This is a genomic window from Streptococcus pseudopneumoniae (genome assembly GCF_001072925.1).
Taxonomy (GTDB): domain Bacteria; phylum Bacillota; class Bacilli; order Lactobacillales; family Streptococcaceae; genus Streptococcus; species Streptococcus pseudopneumoniae_Q.
In genome coordinates this window covers 58,704-75,630 of record NZ_JVHE01000105.1, presented here as the reverse complement: position 1 = coordinate 75,630, position 16,927 = coordinate 58,704, and the positions used below count along the sequence as shown (strand labels likewise).

The window sequence follows — 16,927 nt, the reverse complement described above, 5'->3', positions numbered from 1 at the left end:
GGATTCGAACCCCCGAACCCGAAGGAGCGGATTTACAGTCCGCCGCGTTTAGCCTCTTCGCTATCTCTCCAATGTTCAACAAAAACTATTATATCATGAAAATTTACAAAAAACAAGCTTTATTTTGCTAAATTATAGTTTTCAATCAAAATTTCCACAGCTTTTTCAAGTTTTTTATAAAAACTATCGACATTTCCATTCTTTATGATCGCAAATTGATTATCTAGTTCAGCAATTTCACCAATAACCTTTTTACCAATCGTTAAAGTATACCCTTCATACTTTTCCTTACCAACTAAAACAGTCGCGTCTGTTAATTGAATTTCAATTTTTTTATCTTTTTTACTCATACGATACCTCTTTTCACTCTTCCTATTGTACAAGAAATTTAAAAAACTGGCAAGAAAAAAACTCTTTATCAAGACAACCTTGATAAAGAGTTTTTGTGACAAAATCTAATTTTTTAATCTAGTGAAGACTCATTGTTAGTGGGTTGTACCACCCACTAATTTTATGTCCTTATCTTTATAATCTACGATAGCACCAATCGCAGCTTCGATACCTCTGACGATATCAGTTAAATTCATAGATGCTGTATTAGGCTTATTTACCACTTGTTCTGTCATATAAGGAATATGCATAAAGCCTGATTTCATATGTGGAAATTTTTTATCCGCTAAATAGAGAGCCTGATACATCAAATGATTGCAAACAAAGGTTCCTGCTGTATTGGAAACTGTAGCTGGTAGCCCTTCCTCTTTTATGGCTTGTACCATTGCTTTGATCGGTAGTGTGCTAAAATAGGCTGCTTGACCATCCTGGCGTATAGGAGTGTCAATCGGCTGATTCCCTTGGTTATCAGGAATTCTAGCATCATCTTGGTTGATGGCAACTCGCTCAGGAGTTAGACTAGCTCTTCCTCCTGCTTGGCCGATGCAAAGCACCGCATCTGGCTGATAGCGGACGATTGCTGTTTCTAATACCTCTGCTGCTTTATAAAATACCGTTGGGATTGCTACCCAATGAACCTCTGCGCCATGAATCTCTGACGGTAATGATTTAACAGCTTCCAAGGCTGGATTGACCGTTTCACCACCGAAAGGATCAAAACCTGTTACTAATATTTTCATTTTATTTCCTTTGCTAAAATGCCAAAAAATACATCAAAAACACATGGATGATAATCATGACAATAGCTACTCCTACCTGCGCTTTGATAACCCCATTTGGATCTTTCATATCCAGGAGAGCTGCCGGTAAAGCATTAAAGTTAGCCGCCATTGGAGTCAATAAGGTTCCACAGCAACCTGCCGTCATTGCTAGAGCTGCAGCCACGATTGGGTCAGCTCCCAAGGCAAATACAAAGGGAACACCAATTCCAGCAGTAATAACCGTGAAGGCAGCAAATGCATTCCCCATTATCATAGAGAATAGAACCATCCCAAGGACATAAGCCACTACACCCATAAAACGACTACCCGAAGGAACTAGACCGCTGATTAAATGCGAAATCAAGTCTCCAACACCTGCAACGGTAAAAATTGCTCCCAAAGCCCCTAAAAGTTGAGGCACAATCCCACTAGTTGAGACTTGCTGAACCATGCGATTATTTTCTGCTAACAAGCTTTTAGGAGAACTCTTAGTAATCAATAAAAGAGAGATGGTTGCTAAAAATGCTGCAAGGCTGATAGCAATCTTACTAAAGTCAGGAATCATTTTTGCTAATGCCAAAGCAATCAAAGCCATTAACATGACCGGAATAAAAATTTTATTCTTTAGTCGTTTAGCTTCAATGTTTGCCTTGACTTCATCCAGAGACGGTAAGGTTCCTATACGAACCTGTTTAAAGAGAGTTAGTAGTGCTAATAGCACTACGATAACTCCAATACAGATAGAAGGTAGATAAGAGCCACCGATAAAACTGATGCCCAATAAAGCCCAAAACCCAGCTGTTCCAAAGCGAACTGGGTTTGTTTTATCTTTATAGCTACAATAAGCCGTATGAAGGAATTGACAACCAATCACAATATAGGTCAACTCTAATAACTGACTTGCTAGATTGCTCATTCTTCTTTTCCTTTACTAAGCTTTTTCACTAGCAGTTTTCTATCAAACAGGTAATTGTAAATTCCTACCACAAGTAGGGCCACTCCTGCAACAATAAGCGAAGCCGAAGCGATGCCTGCATAATTACTTTCATAACCTAATTGGTCCAGAGTGCCCCCCACCAAGAGGACACCACCTGCACCAACGAAAGTGTTCTGAGCAAAGAAATTTGCAAAATTATCATTTGCTGCTGCACGCGCTTTTAGCGCTTCGCTCTCCTGCTCCGTTAATTTTCTACCTAATTGAGACTCTGCTGCTGCTTGTCCCATGGGTTGAACCAAAGGCCTTACAAACTGTGGATGTCCTCCTAGACGAATGGCAAAGAAGCTATCGAGTTCCCGAAAAAAGAAATACACTGTATAAAAACTTCCTACGGTCAGACCTTTAATCTTTTGAATCAAATCAATCGAACGTTGCTTGAGGCCAAAAGTTTCAGATAAACCTACCAGTGGCAAGGTTACCATAAAAATCGTAAGAACTCGTTGATTACTAAATTCTTTTCCCAAAATTTCCAAGAATTCAACAAGAGAAACTCCAGAAATTAGAGCTGTAACTAAACTAGCTAAGACTACCGTTGCGATTGTATCTAACTTATAGATAAAACCAACCACAATGATAAATATCCCTATTAGTTTAATCCATTCCATATAGGCCCCTTTATTCCAAAAGTACTAGTCTGTTTTATTTGACATGACTTTCTAATTCTTTTTGGTATTTATTGTTTGATTCCAATTTTTCTTTTTGCCATTTTTCAAGAGCTGCTTGATATTCTTTAGCAGTTACAATCTCTTTTTGCAATTTCATTCCCTTGAAGATGTATGGATCACCCTTAATACCTACTTGTGAGTATGGTTTAGAGAATGGAACGACATTGCTGACAACTGGTGAACCACCTGATGAAGCTGTTGGCATCAAGAGAGAACTATCAGTAAGCCAAGCTTGAGCTTTAGCATATTTTTCATATCTCTTATCCAAGTCATTTTTCTCAGAAACTGCATCATCCAAGAGTTTCTTATATTCGTCCAAACCTAGTTGAGCTACTACTTCCTTATCTTTTCCTTTAGTAATACCAAGGTGTTTCATAGCGGAACCGGTCTTAGGATCCATGATATTGAGATAACTTGCTGGATCTTGGTAACTTGGAGCCCATCCAGTACTGTTCAAGTCATAGTCTTTTTGAGCAGGAACACGCGCTTGAGATGTAATGCTTTCTTTCTCGTTATCAGTCATCTGAAGGACATCGATCACGACATTTTCTGAACCAAGAGTTGACTCGATTGATTGCTTGAAGGAATTACTTTGTTGAACGGCAATGGTATCTGTCTGTTCAACTGGGACATCCAAGTGAATTGGGAAGGTTACACCTTTTACTTCCAACTCTTTCTTAGCTTTCTCAAATGAAGCTTTGGCTTTGTCAGGATTGTAGATGGTATCTTTTCCGTCGACGAGCTCAACACCTTTCCATTGGTCTCCATAGTTGACCAATTCTTTTTGAGCGATATCACCAAAGTTTTTACCACCAGATTGAACGAAATTGTCTGGTACTAGGCTATTACGAATAATCTTGTCCGCACCATCTTCACCATTGAGCTGGGCAGCATAAGAATGACGGTTGAAAGCAAAATTGATTGCTTGACGGAAGTCCTTGTTCAACATTGCTTCTTTTGTAGAAGTTTTCTGTTCTTCACTTGTTTTTGCTGTCTTATTGAAAGATTGACGGTTTACGTTAAAGGTAAAGTAGTAACTAGTTGAATCCTGTGGACTATATGTAATTTTATCCCCGTATTGTTCCAAAGTAGAAGCAAAGTTTGAGCTACTTGGGAAGAGGCGAGCTGTTGTGTAAACACCCGAAGAGAAGCTACGGATCAAGGATTCTTGGTCTGATCCATCATAGTAAGTTAATTTAACTTTCTCGATTTTAACCTTCTCTTTATCCCAATAATTTGGGTTCTTTTCATATTCGATTAAAGATTTTGAAGTCAATGTCTTCAAAATATATGGACCGTTATAAAGAATACCAGCTGGACTGACCGTTCCATAATTTTTACCAGAAGCTTTGAGGAATTCTTCATTTACTGGCAACATAGTTGCTGAAGTTACTTTGGAATTCCAGAAAGTTTCAGGTGCGTTTAGAGTGTACTCAACAGTATAATCATCTACTGCCTTAACCCCAACTGTTGAGAAGTCGTTAGTCTCACCAGTCATATATTCATTCAAGCCCTTAATTGAGTTTTGAATAAGAGTGACACCGTCTGATTTGCCATCAGCTACGTGTTTCAACCCAGTAACAAAGTCATGCGCAGTTACTTCAGCGTATTCTTCACCTTCTGACGTGTACCATTTAACCCCTTTACGAAGTTTATAAGTATAAGTCAAACCGTCTTGTGAGACACTCCAATCCTCAGCGAGGGAAGGAATCAAATTCCCATATTCATCGTTTTCCAACAATCCATCAACGACGTTACCGATGATATCAGTTGTTGAAGTACGAGTTGCGATACTGTAGTCCAAAGATGATGGGTCTACTCCATAGACATAAGAGAAAGTTGTAGGCGCATCTGCTTCCTTGTCGGCTTTACCACAAGCTACAAGAAGAACTGTTGTACTCAGGACCACTCCTGCTGTTAACATCCACTTTTTCGTTTTCATAAAGATCTCCTTTAATAATTTTTAATCTACTTTTACAATCCAACCTTCTGGTGCTTCAATGTCACCAAATTGAATACCTGTCAATTCATCGTATAGTTTACGAGTCACTGGACCAACCTCTGTTTCACTGTAGAAAACGTGGAAGTCATCACCGTGTTGGATTCCACCAATAGGTGAGATAACTGCCGCAGTACCGCAGGCACCTGCTTCTACAAATCGATTAAGACTATCAATTGGTACATCTCCCTCAACAGGCTTCAAGCCTAAACGATGCTCTGCCAAGTAAAGCAATGAATACTTAGTAATCGATGGCAAAATTGACGGACTCAATGGGGTTACAAACTCATTATCAGCTGTAATTCCAAAGAAGTTCGCTGAACCGACTTCTTCAATCTTGGTGTGGGTTGATGGGTCTAGATAAATAACATCTGAGAAATGACGGGATTTAGCCATTTTTCCTGGCAAAAGACTAGCTGCATAGTTACCACCGACCTTGGCAGCTCCTGTTCCATTCGGTGCAGCACGGTCATACTCATCTTGAATCAAGAAGTTTGTTGGAACCAATCCACCTTTAAAATAATTGCCAACTGGCATAGCAAAGATGGTAAAAATATACTCCTCAGCTGGTTTTACCCCAATGATATCTCCGACACCAATCAAGAGTGGACGGAGGTAGAGGGTTCCACCAGTTCCATAAGGTGGTACGTATTCTTCATTGGCACGAACAACTGCTTTACATGCTTCTACAAACATTTCTGTTGGAACTTGAGGCATCAAAAGGCGATCACAAGTACGTTGGAGTCGTTTAGCATTTTCATCTGGACGGAAGAGTTGAATACTGCCATCCTTTGTACGATAGGCTTTCAATCCTTCAAATGCTTGCTGTCCATAGTGAAGGCTCGGAGATGATTCTGAAATATGCAAGGTTGCATCTTCTGTTAATTCTCCTTGAGACCATTGTCCATTTTTAAAATTAGCGATATAACGATAAGGTAGTTTCATATAGGAAAAACCGAGATTTTCCCAATCAATCGTAACTGTCATGACAATCTCCTTTATTCTAATCAAGCTCTGTGTTCTATTCTACACTATTCTCCTAAAAATTCAAGTATTATTTGTAATTTTCTGAAAATTTTACTTATAAAAAATCAGTCACTAGGACTGATTTTTAATTTTCTTTGATTTCTTTAAAGATTTCTTTGAAATAAGCATCAAAAACTTCTTCATCAGAAATGCTATCTGAAATGAAGCTTCCATTGCTTGTACGTTCTGATAGATTCAAATCTTGTAGGATTGCTTCGTAAGTCGTTCCATTATTTGATTGGATGACAAGCGTTTGCTCTCCATCTTCTACTTCTGTACTAAAGAGATCTCCAACAAATCCTTGTTCTGAGACCGCTCCAGCCAAGAATACGCGATGGGGTTTACTCTTTAATTCTCTCAAGACTTGAAGGCCGCGATTGGCACGACTGGTTGCTGGAATTTCCTCTGTTGAAACACGTTTCAAACTTCCACGTTGGGTCAAGAGGTAGAAGGATGAGGTGTTACAGATAAAGGCGGATTGGAGGACATCATCTGCTTTCAGGTTCATAGCTTTGACACCTGCAGCCTTAGCACCGACAACTGGTACCTCTTCGATATTGAAACGAAGGGCATAACCATTTTGGCTAATCAAAAGAACATCATCTAGTTTAATCGGAGCCACTGCTACAATCTGGTCTGTCTCGTCTTTGAGCTTAGCATACTTGACAGACTTAGATCTATAGGTCCGCCATGGAGTGAATTCTTTGCGTTCTACCCGTTTGATTTGACCAAGACGAGTTGCAGCAAAATAGGTTGTCGCATCATCAAACTGATCCACGACTTCCACATAAAGGATTTCTTCGTTAGTTTCGAAGTTTGTAATGGTCTGGCTCAGATGCTCACCGATATCCTTCCAACGAATATCTGACAATTCATGAATTGGTCGATAAATGACATTCCCAAGAGTAGTGAACATCAAGAGATGCTGGGTTGTCTTAGCAGATTGTACAAAGATCAAACGATCATCATCACGCTTGCCAATTTCTTCCAGAGTAGAAGCTGCGAAGGAACGTGGACTGGTACGTTTGATGTAACCTGCCTTGGTCACGCTGACATAGGTATCTTCCTCAGCAATCAGACTAGCTGTATCAATCTCGATTGCTTTCGCAGTGTCTTCTAAAGTACTCAAACGTGGAGTAGCAAATTTCTTCTTGACCTCACGAAGCTCTTTCTTCATGAGATTGTACATAGTCCGCTCATCACCTATAATGGCCGCAAGCATGGCAATCTTTTCACGAAGCTCTGCTTCTTCTTCCTGCAAAACAACGACGTCCGTATTGGTCAAACGGTACAGTTGCAAGGTAACAATAGCCTCAGCCTGTTCTTCCGTAAAATCATAGCTTACCTTAAGATTTTCCTTAGCGTCCGCCTTATTCTCAGAAGCACGGATAAGCGCAATGACTTCGTCCAAGATTGAAATCACTCGAATCAAACCTTCGACGATATGGAGACGTTTCTCAGCCTTTTCCTTGTCAAAGCGTGAACGCGCTAAAATTACTTCACGACGGTGGGCGATGTAGCTAAACAAAATCGGGACAATCCCGACCTGACGAGGTGTGAAATTATCAATCGCCACCATGTTAAAGTTGTAATTGATTTGTAGGTCAGTGTACTTAAATAGGTAGTTGAGAACAAGCTCCGTATTGGCATCTTTTTTTAACTCAATAGCGATACGAAGACCATCACGGTCAGACTCATCACGAACCTCAGCAATACCTGCTACCTTGTTATTGACACGAACATCATCGATTTTCTTGACCAGATTGGCCTTGTTGATTTCATAAGGAATCTCAGTGACAACGATTTGTTCCTTACCACCTTTTAGCTTTTCAATCTCAGTCTTGGAACGAACAACCACGCGCCCTTTCCCAGTTTCATAGGCCTTCTTGATTTCATCACGACCCTGAATGATTCCTCCAGTCGGAAAATCTGGTCCAGGCAAAAATTCCATGAGCTTGTCCACCTTAGCTGTTGGATGGTCAATCATATAAACAGTGGCATCAATGACCTCAGCTAAATTATGGGGTGGAATATCTGTGGCATATCCAGCCGAAATCCCAGTCGATCCATTTACCAAGAGATTTGGAAAGGCTGCCGGCAAGACTGTCGGCTCTTTCTCTGTATCGTCAAAGTTCCAAGCAAAAGGAACGGTCTTTTTCTCGATATCTTGAAGAAGGTAGCCAGCAATTTCAGACAAACGCGCCTCAGTATAACGCATAGCCGCAGGTGGATCTCCGTCCATAGAACCGTTATTACCGTGCATTTCAACTAGAATCTCACGATTTTTCCAGTCCTGTGACATACGAACCATGGCATCATAGATGGAACTGTCACCGTGTGGGTGGAAATTCCCCATGATATTCCCGACAGACTTGGCCGATTTACGGTAGCTCTTGTCAAAAGTATTGCCATCCTTATTCATCGAATAAAGAATACGGCGCTGAACCGGCTTGAGCCCATCACGAATATCTGGCAAAGCCCGGTCTTGAATAATATACTTGGAGTAGCGACCAAAGCGCTCTCCCATGATATCCTCTAGGGACATGTTTTGAATGTTAGACATAATAATTCTCTTTTTAGTATTTTATTGTAAAGTAAATCTATATTTTTATAAATTTAACTGTTTCTTTGTAGGTAGTGAGAAAAGAAGAGCAATCCTACTAATCCTAGAATGAATAAAAGATTAATTTTAATAACAAATAAGCTAAGTAGGGTATTAATTAGACCGTGAAAAATGGCGCAAAAAAGGACCGACTTTGTCTTTTTGAAAACAGCTGCTAGAAGAATACTGAGATAAATTGCAAATAGACTGAATAATATAAAAGGCATCCCACTTTGGGAACTTCCAATCACAAACCATAAAGGTACATGCCATATTGCCCAAATACAACCTGTTATCAAACCGGAAATCCAAAAGGAGAATCTAGTTTCCAAAGTTGGTTGCAAGATGCCTCGCCATCCCAATTCTTCTTCGCCACCATAAACACAGACTGCACTCAAAAAAACAACTAACAAATTTTCTAGTGGAAAAGCCGTATTAAGCTCCTTAGAGGAAAAAGCAATGACAGCTGTCTGCACGAAAATTAGTAAAAGAAATAACAAAATATATTTCTTTGAGTCCCCTAAGATAAAAGAGACTATGCTTTTAATGGATTTTTGAGGCAAACAAGAAATGGCTGCAATGGTTGGACCGAAACCTCCTAGTAAATGGAGAAAAACTCCTAGTGGACTTGTTAGACTTAAGAGGCTCATTTGCGTCAGAAAAGCGAGCAATCCCCAACCAAATCCCCAAGAAATGAGAAAACTAATCAGTAAAAATTTTGTTATCTTATTATTTTGTAAATGTTTCATTTGTTTCTAGTCTCTCCTTAGCATACTCAATCATCTTTTCAGCCACTTCCTTATCATAGTCAAAGCCCATCTTTTGGGCAAGGCTTTGAGCTTCTTGATGGAAAAGTTGCATCATAGAAAACAAAGACTGAGTAATTTTGTCTAAACTTGAGAAATCAAGCAGATTTGAGAATTCCTTCTCTTTCTCAGTAGGTAAATAGTTAAAGAGATACTTGGAGTTCTTGCCGACATCGACAATCCCCTTATCACTTGTTACTTGCCAGGCCATAATCTTTAAGAGTTCTTGCTGACAAATACCATAGAGATGGTCGGTCGCATAGATGAGCTGATTTCTTCGTATCCCTTTGACGACATAAGCCGATACCCACCAAAATTCATTGCAGGCTTTTTCAAAATCCGTCTCACTAGCTGGGCTTGTCCAGAAACGCTGAGGACTGGGAGAATAGGACTCGAACAAGCCCTTCTCGTCTACTAAAACTATATAATCAGCTTCGCTAGCTACCCACTCGTTGATGTATTCTTTAGGACAAAGGGTCAAATCAATACGATTTCCATCTTCAAAGAGCATGAGATAGAGACGACGGTGCCCTAGGACATTGTGCTGTTCAATCAGACGCATTCCAAACTGGTCTAGCCAAGATAAATCAGATATCAAGTCCTCCAGATTCTCAACAATATAGACCACATCGTAATCCTGAAATTTATCTTTTGGAGCCTGAACATCTGTTCTTGAACCAGATAGAGCCACAGCATCAACCTGTATCTTTTTAGCTATTTGTAAAATCAAATTTAACATTTCTGAATTAATTATACCTCTTCAGATTTTTGAAGTTCTGGAAAAATATTCTTTTTGTTAAATCTATATATATAGTAATATTCTTCTTGATTAAGTGTATACGATGAGACAGTATTTTTATTTATTTTAAATTCTAATGTTTCTTTATATAAATTTTTTGATAAATCATATAAAAGAATATCAATAGAAAAATCAATTTTATTATAATCATAGGTATCAGAATAATTTTCCATATAATCTATTTCATAATCATTAAAATTTGGAACACTAAATTGTAAGTATATATTTCTCTTCTCACCTTTTTTTATAACAAGATAGTTATTTATTATTTTTTCTTGCAATTCCATTAATTTTAAACTCTTTCCATTATAGTTCAAAATATAATCTTTAACTATGGCATTTCCTAATCCAACATTTTCCATCTCCAAACAAATAAAAAGAAGTTCGGTTTTATCATATGAATATCCCTCCTGATCAATCATTTCAGAAGAGTCAAAAGACATAATATGTTGGATATTTGGAAAATCATCATCTGTTTCTATTTTTTTAAAATTATAAATAATATACGGAAGTATCTCACGACGGTGTTCAATTTTTTGCTGAAGTCTGTTATCTCTTAATGTCCAATAAATACCGAAAATACTGACAATTGAACTAACTATACTTCCAAAATAACTTAGCCAATCCCCTTTTAGGGATGAAAATATTCCTATATCAAACCAGTCAATCAAAAAACATAATAAGCTAATTATAAAAAGAAAAATTAAAGAACAGACTATTATTAATTTTACTTTTTTTATCATTTTTTCTCACTTTACAATTAATTATATTCTATTTCTTTAGGGGACTTCTATCTCACTATTTTAAAAAATAACTTCCCCACTCTCTTCCAACGTAAATTTAACATTATCTTCAATCCATTTACGGCGCGGTTCGACTTTATCCCCCATGAGAACATTGACGCGGCGTTCTGCGCGTGCCAAGTCTTCAATCGTGACACGAATAAGAGTACGTGTTTCTGGGTTCATGGTTGTTTCCCAAAGTTGGTCCGCATTCATCTCACCAAGCCCCTTGTAGCGTTGAAGGGTAGCTCCTTTGCCGAACTGTTTGCGGAGCTCTTCTAGCTCTCCGTCCGTCCATGCATAGGCTACTTCTTCTTTCTTACCTTTCCCTTTAGACATCTTGTAAAGAGGCGGAAGGGCAATATAGACATGCCCTGCTTCTACTAGGGGACGCATGTAGCGATAAAAGAAGGTTAAGAGAAGCGTTTGGATGTGGGCACCGTCGGTATCCGCATCGGTCATGATAATAATCTTGTCATAGTTGGCATCTTCAATAGAGAAGTCTGCTCCTACACCAGCACCGATGGTGTAAATCATGGTGTTGATTTCTTCATTTTTGAGGATATCGGCCATCTTTGCCTTAGCTGTATTGATAACCTTACCACGAAGAGGTAAGATTGCCTGGAACTTGCGGTCACGACCTTGTTTGGCAGAACCACCGGCAGAGTCCCCCTCAACTAGATAGAGTTCATTCTTAGCAGGATTCTTGGACTGGGCTGGAGTCAATTTCCCAGATAATAAGCCCTTGTCTTTTTTATTTTTCTTCCCATTTCGGCTCTCATCACGCGCCTTACGTGCCGCTTCACGAGCATCACGCGCCTTGATAGCCTTACGGATGAGGTTAGAAGCCAGTTCCCCATTTTCCATAAGGAAGAAGGTCAACTTATCAGCTACAATCCCATCTACAACGGGACGAGCAAGGGGACTTCCTAGTTTATCCTTAGTCTGTCCTTCAAACTGCAAATGTTCTTCAGGAACAAGGATGGAAAGAACTGCCGCCAACCCTTCACGGTAATCTGAACCTTCTAGGTTTTTATCTTTTTCTTTGAGAAGGCCAGTTTTTCGCGCATAGTCGTTCATGACTTTGGTAATGGCAGACTTGAGTCCTGTCTCATGCGTTCCACCGTCCTTGGTACGAACGTTGTTAACAAAGGACAGAATGTTATCTGAAAATCCATCATTGTATTGGAGAGCTACTTCTACTTGGAAACCATTATCTTCCCCCTCAAAGTACAAAACAGGTGTCAAGGTTTCCTTGTCTTCATTGAGGTAGGAAACAAAGTCTTGTACCCCATTCTCATAATGGAATTCAATTGCTTCATCTGTTCGCTTATCCGTTAATGACAAGGTTACATTTTTCAAGAGAAAGGCCGACTCATTGAGACGCTCTGAAATGGTATTGTACTTGAAGTCTGTCGTAGAAAAGATACTAGCATCCGGCATGAAGGTCACTTTTGTACCTGTCTTAGATTTTGGTGCCGTTCCAACCTTTTCAAGAGTGGTTACTGGCTTTCCACCATTTTCAAAACGTTGCTTGTAGACTGCACCATCACGAGTGATTTCTACTTCCAGCCAACTAGAGAGTGCATTCACGACTGAAGAACCAACCCCGTGGAGACCACCAGAAGTCTTGTAACCACCTTGACCGAATTTTCCTCCAGCGTGAAGAATGGTAAAAATCACCTCAACCGTTGGAATTCCCATAGCGTGCATCCCAGTCGGCATCCCACGTCCGTGGTCTTGAACCGTTAAACTTCCATCCTTATTAATGGTTACATCAATGCGATCACCAAATCCAGACAGAGCTTCATCGACTGCATTATCGACAATTTCCCAAACAAGGTGATGTAGCCCAGCACCGTCAGTCGATCCGATATACATCCCTGGACGTTTACGGACCGCATCCAACCCTTCTAGCACCTGAATGGCATCATCATTATAATTGTTAATATTGATTTCCTTTTTTGACACAAGGAACCTCCTATTTGTTCATCTTTTCTATTTTACAGGTTTTCTAAGGATTTTGCAAAATTTTCTAGTTAATAAGACTATTCACAAGTTCTTTTTAGTAAAAAAATCACTCATTCTCACCCTAAAAAAAAGAAACCAAGACACGAGTCTCAGTTTTCTTTTCCTTTAACTTGACTTGTTGCAATATCTTCACCAAACCATTTTTGGCTAATTTCTTGGAATTTTCCATCTTGATACAATTCCACAAAAGCTTTATTTAAATTTTCTAGCAAAGTCTTATCAGCCGGTCTAACTCCAACTGCAAAGGATTCACTCTCAAAACCAGCTGGGAAAATCTCATACTGGTCTAATATCCCTTCCGTTTTAAGATAATAGTTGGCATAAACACGGTCAATTAAAAGAGCATCAATCCGATCATTTTGCAAGTCAATCAAGGCTTCATTAAAACTCTGATACTGATTAGCCTTTTGGTCCTTAACAATATTCTTTAGAAGATCTGGCTGAGCTTCAAAATCTAGATAACCAGAAGAACCTGCTTGGGCCCCCAAAATCTTATCTTTCATATCCGAAACTGACTGGATATTTTGCGATTTTTTTGACACGAGAACCTGCTGATTCTCCATATACGGTATTGTAAAAGCTACCTTCTCACAACGTTCATCCGTTGCAGAATAACCATTCCAAATAGCGTCAATAGTCCCATTTTGAAGTTCTGTTTCCTTCATATCCCAATCAATGGGTTGAAACTGTACCTTGAACCCCAGTTTCTCAGAAACGGCTTGGGCTAAATCAATATCAAATCCAACATATTGCCCATTCTTTTCTTCAAATCCCATAGGAACAAAAGTATTGTCAAATCCAATAGTAATGCTTCCTTGTTGTTGGTATTTTTCCCAATTATCTACTTTAGGATTGCTAGCTTTTTGCGTGCATCCTACCAGGAAAAAAGTAAGAAAGAATGCCAAAACAAGGCTGATTTTCTTTCGATTCATAGACACCTCCTACTTAGGCTCTACTTTGAGAATTTGGTCAGCGATATTCTCTGCAAACTGAAGATCGTGGGTAACGACAATCTGAGTCATACCTAATTCTCGATTTTGTAAAATCAGTTTTTCAACTTCGAGACGCAACTCTGGATCAAGAGCCGAAGTTGGTTCATCATATCCAATCACTTCTGGATCTATCATCATTGCACGTGCTAAGGCAACCCGTTGCTTTTGACCACCAGATAATGAGTATGGATAGGCATCCACATGAGCTTTGAGACCTAGACGAGTGAGTAAGTCGATTGCCTTCTTCTTCGCATCTGCCTCAGACATCCCCATAGTCTTGATAGGTGACAAAATCAAGTTCTCCATAACGGATAAGTGAGGAAAAAGCTGAAAATCTTGAAAAACAAATCCTAACAAGTGTCGTTTTTCAAGTTCATCCAAAGGTAATGATTCTCCGTTATAAAAAATCTCTCCTGAATCAATAGTTTCAAGTCCAGCTAACATTCTAAGCAAGGTTGTCTTTCCACCACCAGAAGGTCCAACGATGGCCAAAATTTGCTTTTCAGGAATTGTTAAACTGAAATTGGATAAAATTTCTTTTTTTCCAAATTTTTTGCTGATATTTCTTAACTCTAACATGGATAACCTCCTATCTATAGTAGCTGAATTTTTTCTCAAGTTTCTTAGCTAAAATTGTAACGATACCAATCACAAGCAGATAAATAGCTCCTGCTAGAAACATTGGAATCAAGCTAGCATCACGATTGGCTGCAGTACGACTAGCTAGGATTAAATCTGAAATACCGAGCGCATAGACCAGAGAAGTATCCTTAACCAAACTCATAACCTCGTTAAATACACTTGGTAAAACAATCTTGGTCACCTGTGGCAAAATGATATAGCGAACGGTATCGAAAGGATTGAATTTCAAAACCTTAGCTGCTTCGTATTGCCCTTGAGGAATGGTTGCAATTCCTCCACGGAAAATTTCAGCAAAGTAGGCTGCATAATTAAGCGTGAAGGCAATAATCGCTGCAGGCACTCGATCCAATCGAATCCCAATACTTGGTAGAACATAATAAATAAAAATCAACTGCAAGAGTAAGGGTGTCCCGCGCATCACCCAGATATAGATATCAATCATGTAATGGAGGGGTTTCCAATGGACCTGTAAGCAAAAGGCAACCAAAATGCCTAAAGGGATTGAAAAAAGTAAGACCAGTGCAAAAACTTGTAACGTCATTGTCGCACCGCTCAATAAACTTGGTAATATCTCGAATAAGTAAGACATATTCCACCTCCTAAAAATAATTGTTCCTATTATAGCATAAATAAACACAAAATCAAGGATTTTCAGAAATTTCCATGAATTTTTAAAACTTTATCCGTAATTTCCGAACAATAGTGTTCATGAGAAAATTTTTCTACTTACATAAAGTATCAGATGTCACAATTTGAGAAAAGATTCCTTTCCGTTTCTCTCCTATTTCATGGTATAATAGAAGCATGATGACAATAGTATTATTAATTTTAGCTTATTTATTGGGTTCTATCCCTTCAGGACTGTGGATTGGGCAAATCTTCTTTAAGATCAATCTAAGAGAACATGGTTCAGGTAATACTGGAACGACCAATACTTTTCGAATTTTAGGTAAAAAAGCGGGTATGGCAACCTTCGTGATAGACTTTTTCAAAGGAACCATCGCAACCTTGCTTCCACTTATCTTTCATGTTCAAGGTGTGTCACCTCTAGTCTTTGGCCTTCTAGCTGTGATTGGGCATACCTTCCCGGTATTTGCAGGATTTAAAGGAGGAAAGGCTGTCGCAACTAGTGCTGGAGTCATTTTCGGATTTGCTCCTCTATTTTGCCTCTATCTAGCAGTTGTCTTCTTTGGAACTCTATATCTAGGAAGCATGATTTCTCTCTCGAGTGTTACTGCTGCTCTCGCTGCTGTACTTGGGGTGATTCTCTTTCCGCTTATCGGTTTCATATTACCAAATTACGATTTATTATTCGTAACGATTATCCTAGCTCTCGCAGGTTTAATTATTATCCGCCACAAAGATAATATCAATCGTATTCGTAATAAAACAGAAAATCTTGTTCCCTGGGGCTTAAACCTCACACACCAAGAACCTAAACAATAAAACGTCAGTTTCAAACTGACGCTTTTTTGTTTATTTAGATTTGATATAGTTGATACCATCTGCCTTCGGTGCAACTGCTTTACCAAAGAAGGCTGCTAGAACGACGATGGTCAAGAGATATGGTGCAATTTGCAAGTAAACGGCTGGAACTCCTTGCAAGAATGGAAGTTGAGAACCGATAACCGCCAAACTTTGTGATAGTCCGAAGAAGAGACTTGAAAGCATAGCTCCAACAGGATTCCACTTACCGAAAATCATAGCAGCAAGTGCGATAAATCCAGGTCCAACGATGGTCGTAACTGAGAAGTTAACGGAAATTGACTGAGCGTAGATAGCTCCACCGATTCCTCCAAGGAAACCTGAAATCACAACTCCAAGATATCTCATCTTGTAGACATTAATCCCCAAAGTATCTGCTGCTTGTGGGTGTTCACCAACTGAACGGAGGCGAAGTCCAAAGCGAGTTTTAAAAAGGACAAACCACGCTAAGAATGAAAAGGCAATTGCTAGGTAACCAAGTAAACTTGTTGACTTGAAGAAGATATCTCCGATAACTGGGATATTAGCCAAAAGAGGGAAATCAAAACGTCCAAAAGTTTGCGTTAAGTTATCCGTTTGTCCCTTGTTATAAAGCACTTTGACTAAGAAAACAGCCAAGGCTGGCGCCATCAAGTTAAGTACGGTACCACTGACAACATGGTCAGCACGGAAATGAACTGTAGCCACTGCGTGAATGAGAGAGAAGATAGCTCCAACTAATCCACCAACCAGCAAAGCCAACCAAGGAGTTAATGCTCCCAAATCTTGTGCAAATTCAAGATTAAACACAACTCCAGAAAAGGCACCCATAACCATGATTCCTTCAAGTCCAACGTTAACAACTCCACCACGTTCAGAGAAAACGCCTCCGATACTTGTGAAAATAAGTGGTGCTGAATAAATCAACATTGAAGAAACCATAAGGGTTAACATTGTTGTAATCGACATCC

General features: G+C 39.3%; 16 protein-coding genes. 1 reads left to right on the top strand and 15 read right to left on the bottom strand.

Features of this window, described 5'->3' with window-relative positions; genetic code table 11:
* Positions 1-119 precede the first annotated feature (119 nt).
* The 14 genes from ADH81_RS07875 to ADH81_RS07810 form a co-directional block, all read right to left on the bottom strand.
* The gene (locus ADH81_RS07875) at positions 120-350 is read right to left on the bottom strand and encodes a DUF2969 domain-containing protein (RefSeq protein WP_000037108.1); all 231 of its coding nucleotides are present in this window, start codon (positions 348-350) and stop codon (positions 120-122) included.
* 135 nt (positions 351-485) lie between these two features.
* Complete coding sequence (gene pcp, locus ADH81_RS07870) at positions 486-1,130, bottom strand: pyroglutamyl-peptidase I (RefSeq protein WP_049527945.1); 645 nt, start codon at positions 1,128-1,130, stop codon at positions 486-488.
* Between the two features lie 13 nt (positions 1,131-1,143).
* Positions 1,144-2,067: a DUF979 domain-containing protein gene (locus ADH81_RS07865; RefSeq protein WP_049527944.1), complete on the bottom strand. Its 924-nt coding sequence runs from the start codon at positions 2,065-2,067 to the stop codon at positions 1,144-1,146.
* Complete coding sequence (locus tag ADH81_RS07860) at positions 2,064-2,753, bottom strand: DUF969 domain-containing protein (RefSeq protein WP_049527942.1); 690 nt, start codon at positions 2,751-2,753, stop codon at positions 2,064-2,066. Before ADH81_RS07860 ends, ADH81_RS07865 begins: the two co-directional genes overlap by 4 nt.
* A 34-nt stretch (positions 2,754-2,787) precedes the next feature.
* Positions 2,788-4,755 (bottom strand): peptide ABC transporter substrate-binding protein, encoded by a 1,968-nt coding sequence (locus tag ADH81_RS07855; RefSeq protein ID WP_049527940.1) that lies wholly within the window; start codon positions 4,753-4,755, stop codon positions 2,788-2,790.
* A 21-nt stretch (positions 4,756-4,776) separates the two neighbouring features.
* Positions 4,777-5,799, bottom strand: a complete 1,023-nt coding sequence (locus ADH81_RS07850) for a branched-chain amino acid aminotransferase (RefSeq protein WP_049527938.1) — start codon at positions 5,797-5,799, stop codon at positions 4,777-4,779.
* 124 nt (positions 5,800-5,923) lie between these two features.
* Complete coding sequence (gene parC / locus ADH81_RS07845; RefSeq protein ID WP_080979305.1) at positions 5,924-8,401, bottom strand: DNA topoisomerase IV subunit A; 2,478 nt, start codon at positions 8,399-8,401, stop codon at positions 5,924-5,926.
* Positions 8,402-8,454: 53 nt separating this feature from the next.
* The gene (locus tag ADH81_RS07840) at positions 8,455-9,189 is read right to left on the bottom strand and encodes a CPBP family intramembrane glutamic endopeptidase (RefSeq protein ID WP_049527935.1); all 735 of its coding nucleotides are present in this window, start codon (positions 9,187-9,189) and stop codon (positions 8,455-8,457) included.
* Positions 9,170-9,985, bottom strand: a complete 816-nt coding sequence (locus ADH81_RS07835) for an aminoglycoside 6-adenylyltransferase (protein ID WP_049527933.1) — start codon at positions 9,983-9,985, stop codon at positions 9,170-9,172. The genes ADH81_RS07840 and ADH81_RS07835 overlap by 20 nt, the downstream gene beginning before the upstream one ends.
* Positions 9,986-9,996: 11 nt before the next feature.
* Positions 9,997-10,788: a hypothetical protein gene (locus ADH81_RS07830; RefSeq protein WP_049527930.1), complete on the bottom strand. Its 792-nt coding sequence runs from the start codon at positions 10,786-10,788 to the stop codon at positions 9,997-9,999.
* Between the two features lie 60 nt (positions 10,789-10,848).
* Complete coding sequence (parE, locus tag ADH81_RS07825; protein WP_049527927.1) at positions 10,849-12,798, bottom strand: DNA topoisomerase IV subunit B; 1,950 nt, start codon at positions 12,796-12,798, stop codon at positions 10,849-10,851.
* 149 nt (positions 12,799-12,947) lie between these two features.
* Positions 12,948-13,790, bottom strand: coding sequence for an amino acid ABC transporter substrate-binding protein (locus ADH81_RS07820; RefSeq protein WP_049527925.1), 843 nt, complete (start codon positions 13,788-13,790; stop codon positions 12,948-12,950).
* 9 nt (positions 13,791-13,799) lie between these two features.
* On the bottom strand, positions 13,800-14,429 hold the full coding sequence (locus tag ADH81_RS07815; protein WP_049527923.1) for an amino acid ABC transporter ATP-binding protein: 630 nt from the start codon (positions 14,427-14,429) through the stop codon (positions 13,800-13,802).
* 10 nt (positions 14,430-14,439) lie between these two features.
* Complete coding sequence (locus ADH81_RS07810) at positions 14,440-15,081, bottom strand: amino acid ABC transporter permease (RefSeq protein ID WP_049527922.1); 642 nt, start codon at positions 15,079-15,081, stop codon at positions 14,440-14,442.
* A gap of 215 nt (positions 15,082-15,296) precedes the next feature.
* On the opposite strand from ADH81_RS07810, the gene plsY reads away from it, so the two are divergent.
* Positions 15,297-15,938 carry a glycerol-3-phosphate 1-O-acyltransferase PlsY gene (gene plsY, locus ADH81_RS07805; protein ID WP_049527919.1) on the top strand — a complete coding sequence of 214 codons (642 nt, stop codon included), beginning with the start codon at positions 15,297-15,299 and terminating at the stop codon, positions 15,936-15,938.
* Positions 15,939-15,968: 30 nt separating this feature from the next.
* Here plsY and ADH81_RS07800 read toward each other — a convergent pair whose 3' ends face one another.
* Complete coding sequence (locus ADH81_RS07800) at positions 15,969-16,925, bottom strand: ABC transporter permease (protein ID WP_049509105.1); 957 nt, start codon at positions 16,923-16,925, stop codon at positions 15,969-15,971.
* Positions 16,926-16,927 lie beyond the last annotated feature (2 nt).

Coding starts and splice junctions, on each gene's coding strand:
- ADH81_RS07875 (WP_000037108.1), bottom strand. CDS start 350: ATGAGTAAAAAAGATAAAAAAATTGAAATTCAATTAACAGACGCGACT.
- pcp (WP_049527945.1), bottom strand. CDS start 1,130: ATGAAAATATTAGTAACAGGTTTTGATCCTTTCGGTGGTGAAACGGTC.
- ADH81_RS07865 (WP_049527944.1), bottom strand. CDS start 2,067: ATGAGCAATCTAGCAAGTCAGTTATTAGAGTTGACCTATATTGTGATT.
- ADH81_RS07860 (WP_049527942.1), bottom strand. CDS start 2,753: ATGGAATGGATTAAACTAATAGGGATATTTATCATTGTGGTTGGTTTT.
- ADH81_RS07855 (WP_049527940.1), bottom strand. CDS start 4,755: ATGAAAACGAAAAAGTGGATGTTAACAGCAGGAGTGGTCCTGAGTACA.
- ADH81_RS07850 (WP_049527938.1), bottom strand. CDS start 5,799: ATGACAGTTACGATTGATTGGGAAAATCTCGGTTTTTCCTATATGAAA.
- parC (WP_080979305.1), bottom strand. CDS start 8,401: ATGTCTAACATTCAAAACATGTCCCTAGAGGATATCATGGGAGAGCGC.
- ADH81_RS07840 (WP_049527935.1), bottom strand. CDS start 9,189: ATGAAACATTTACAAAATAATAAGATAACAAAATTTTTACTGATTAGT.
- ADH81_RS07835 (WP_049527933.1), bottom strand. CDS start 9,985: ATGTTAAATTTGATTTTACAAATAGCTAAAAAGATACAGGTTGATGCT.
- ADH81_RS07830 (WP_049527930.1), bottom strand. CDS start 10,788: ATGATAAAAAAAGTAAAATTAATAATAGTCTGTTCTTTAATTTTTCTT.
- ADH81_RS07820 (WP_049527925.1), bottom strand. CDS start 13,790: ATGAATCGAAAGAAAATCAGCCTTGTTTTGGCATTCTTTCTTACTTTT.
- ADH81_RS07815 (WP_049527923.1), bottom strand. CDS start 14,429: ATGTTAGAGTTAAGAAATATCAGCAAAAAATTTGGAAAAAAAGAAATT.
- ADH81_RS07810 (WP_049527922.1), bottom strand. CDS start 15,081: ATGTCTTACTTATTCGAGATATTACCAAGTTTATTGAGCGGTGCGACA.
- plsY (WP_049527919.1), top strand. CDS start 15,297: ATGATGACAATAGTATTATTAATTTTAGCTTATTTATTGGGTTCTATC.
- ADH81_RS07800 (WP_049509105.1), bottom strand. CDS start 16,925: ATGTCGATTACAACAATGTTAACCCTTATGGTTTCTTCAATGTTGATT.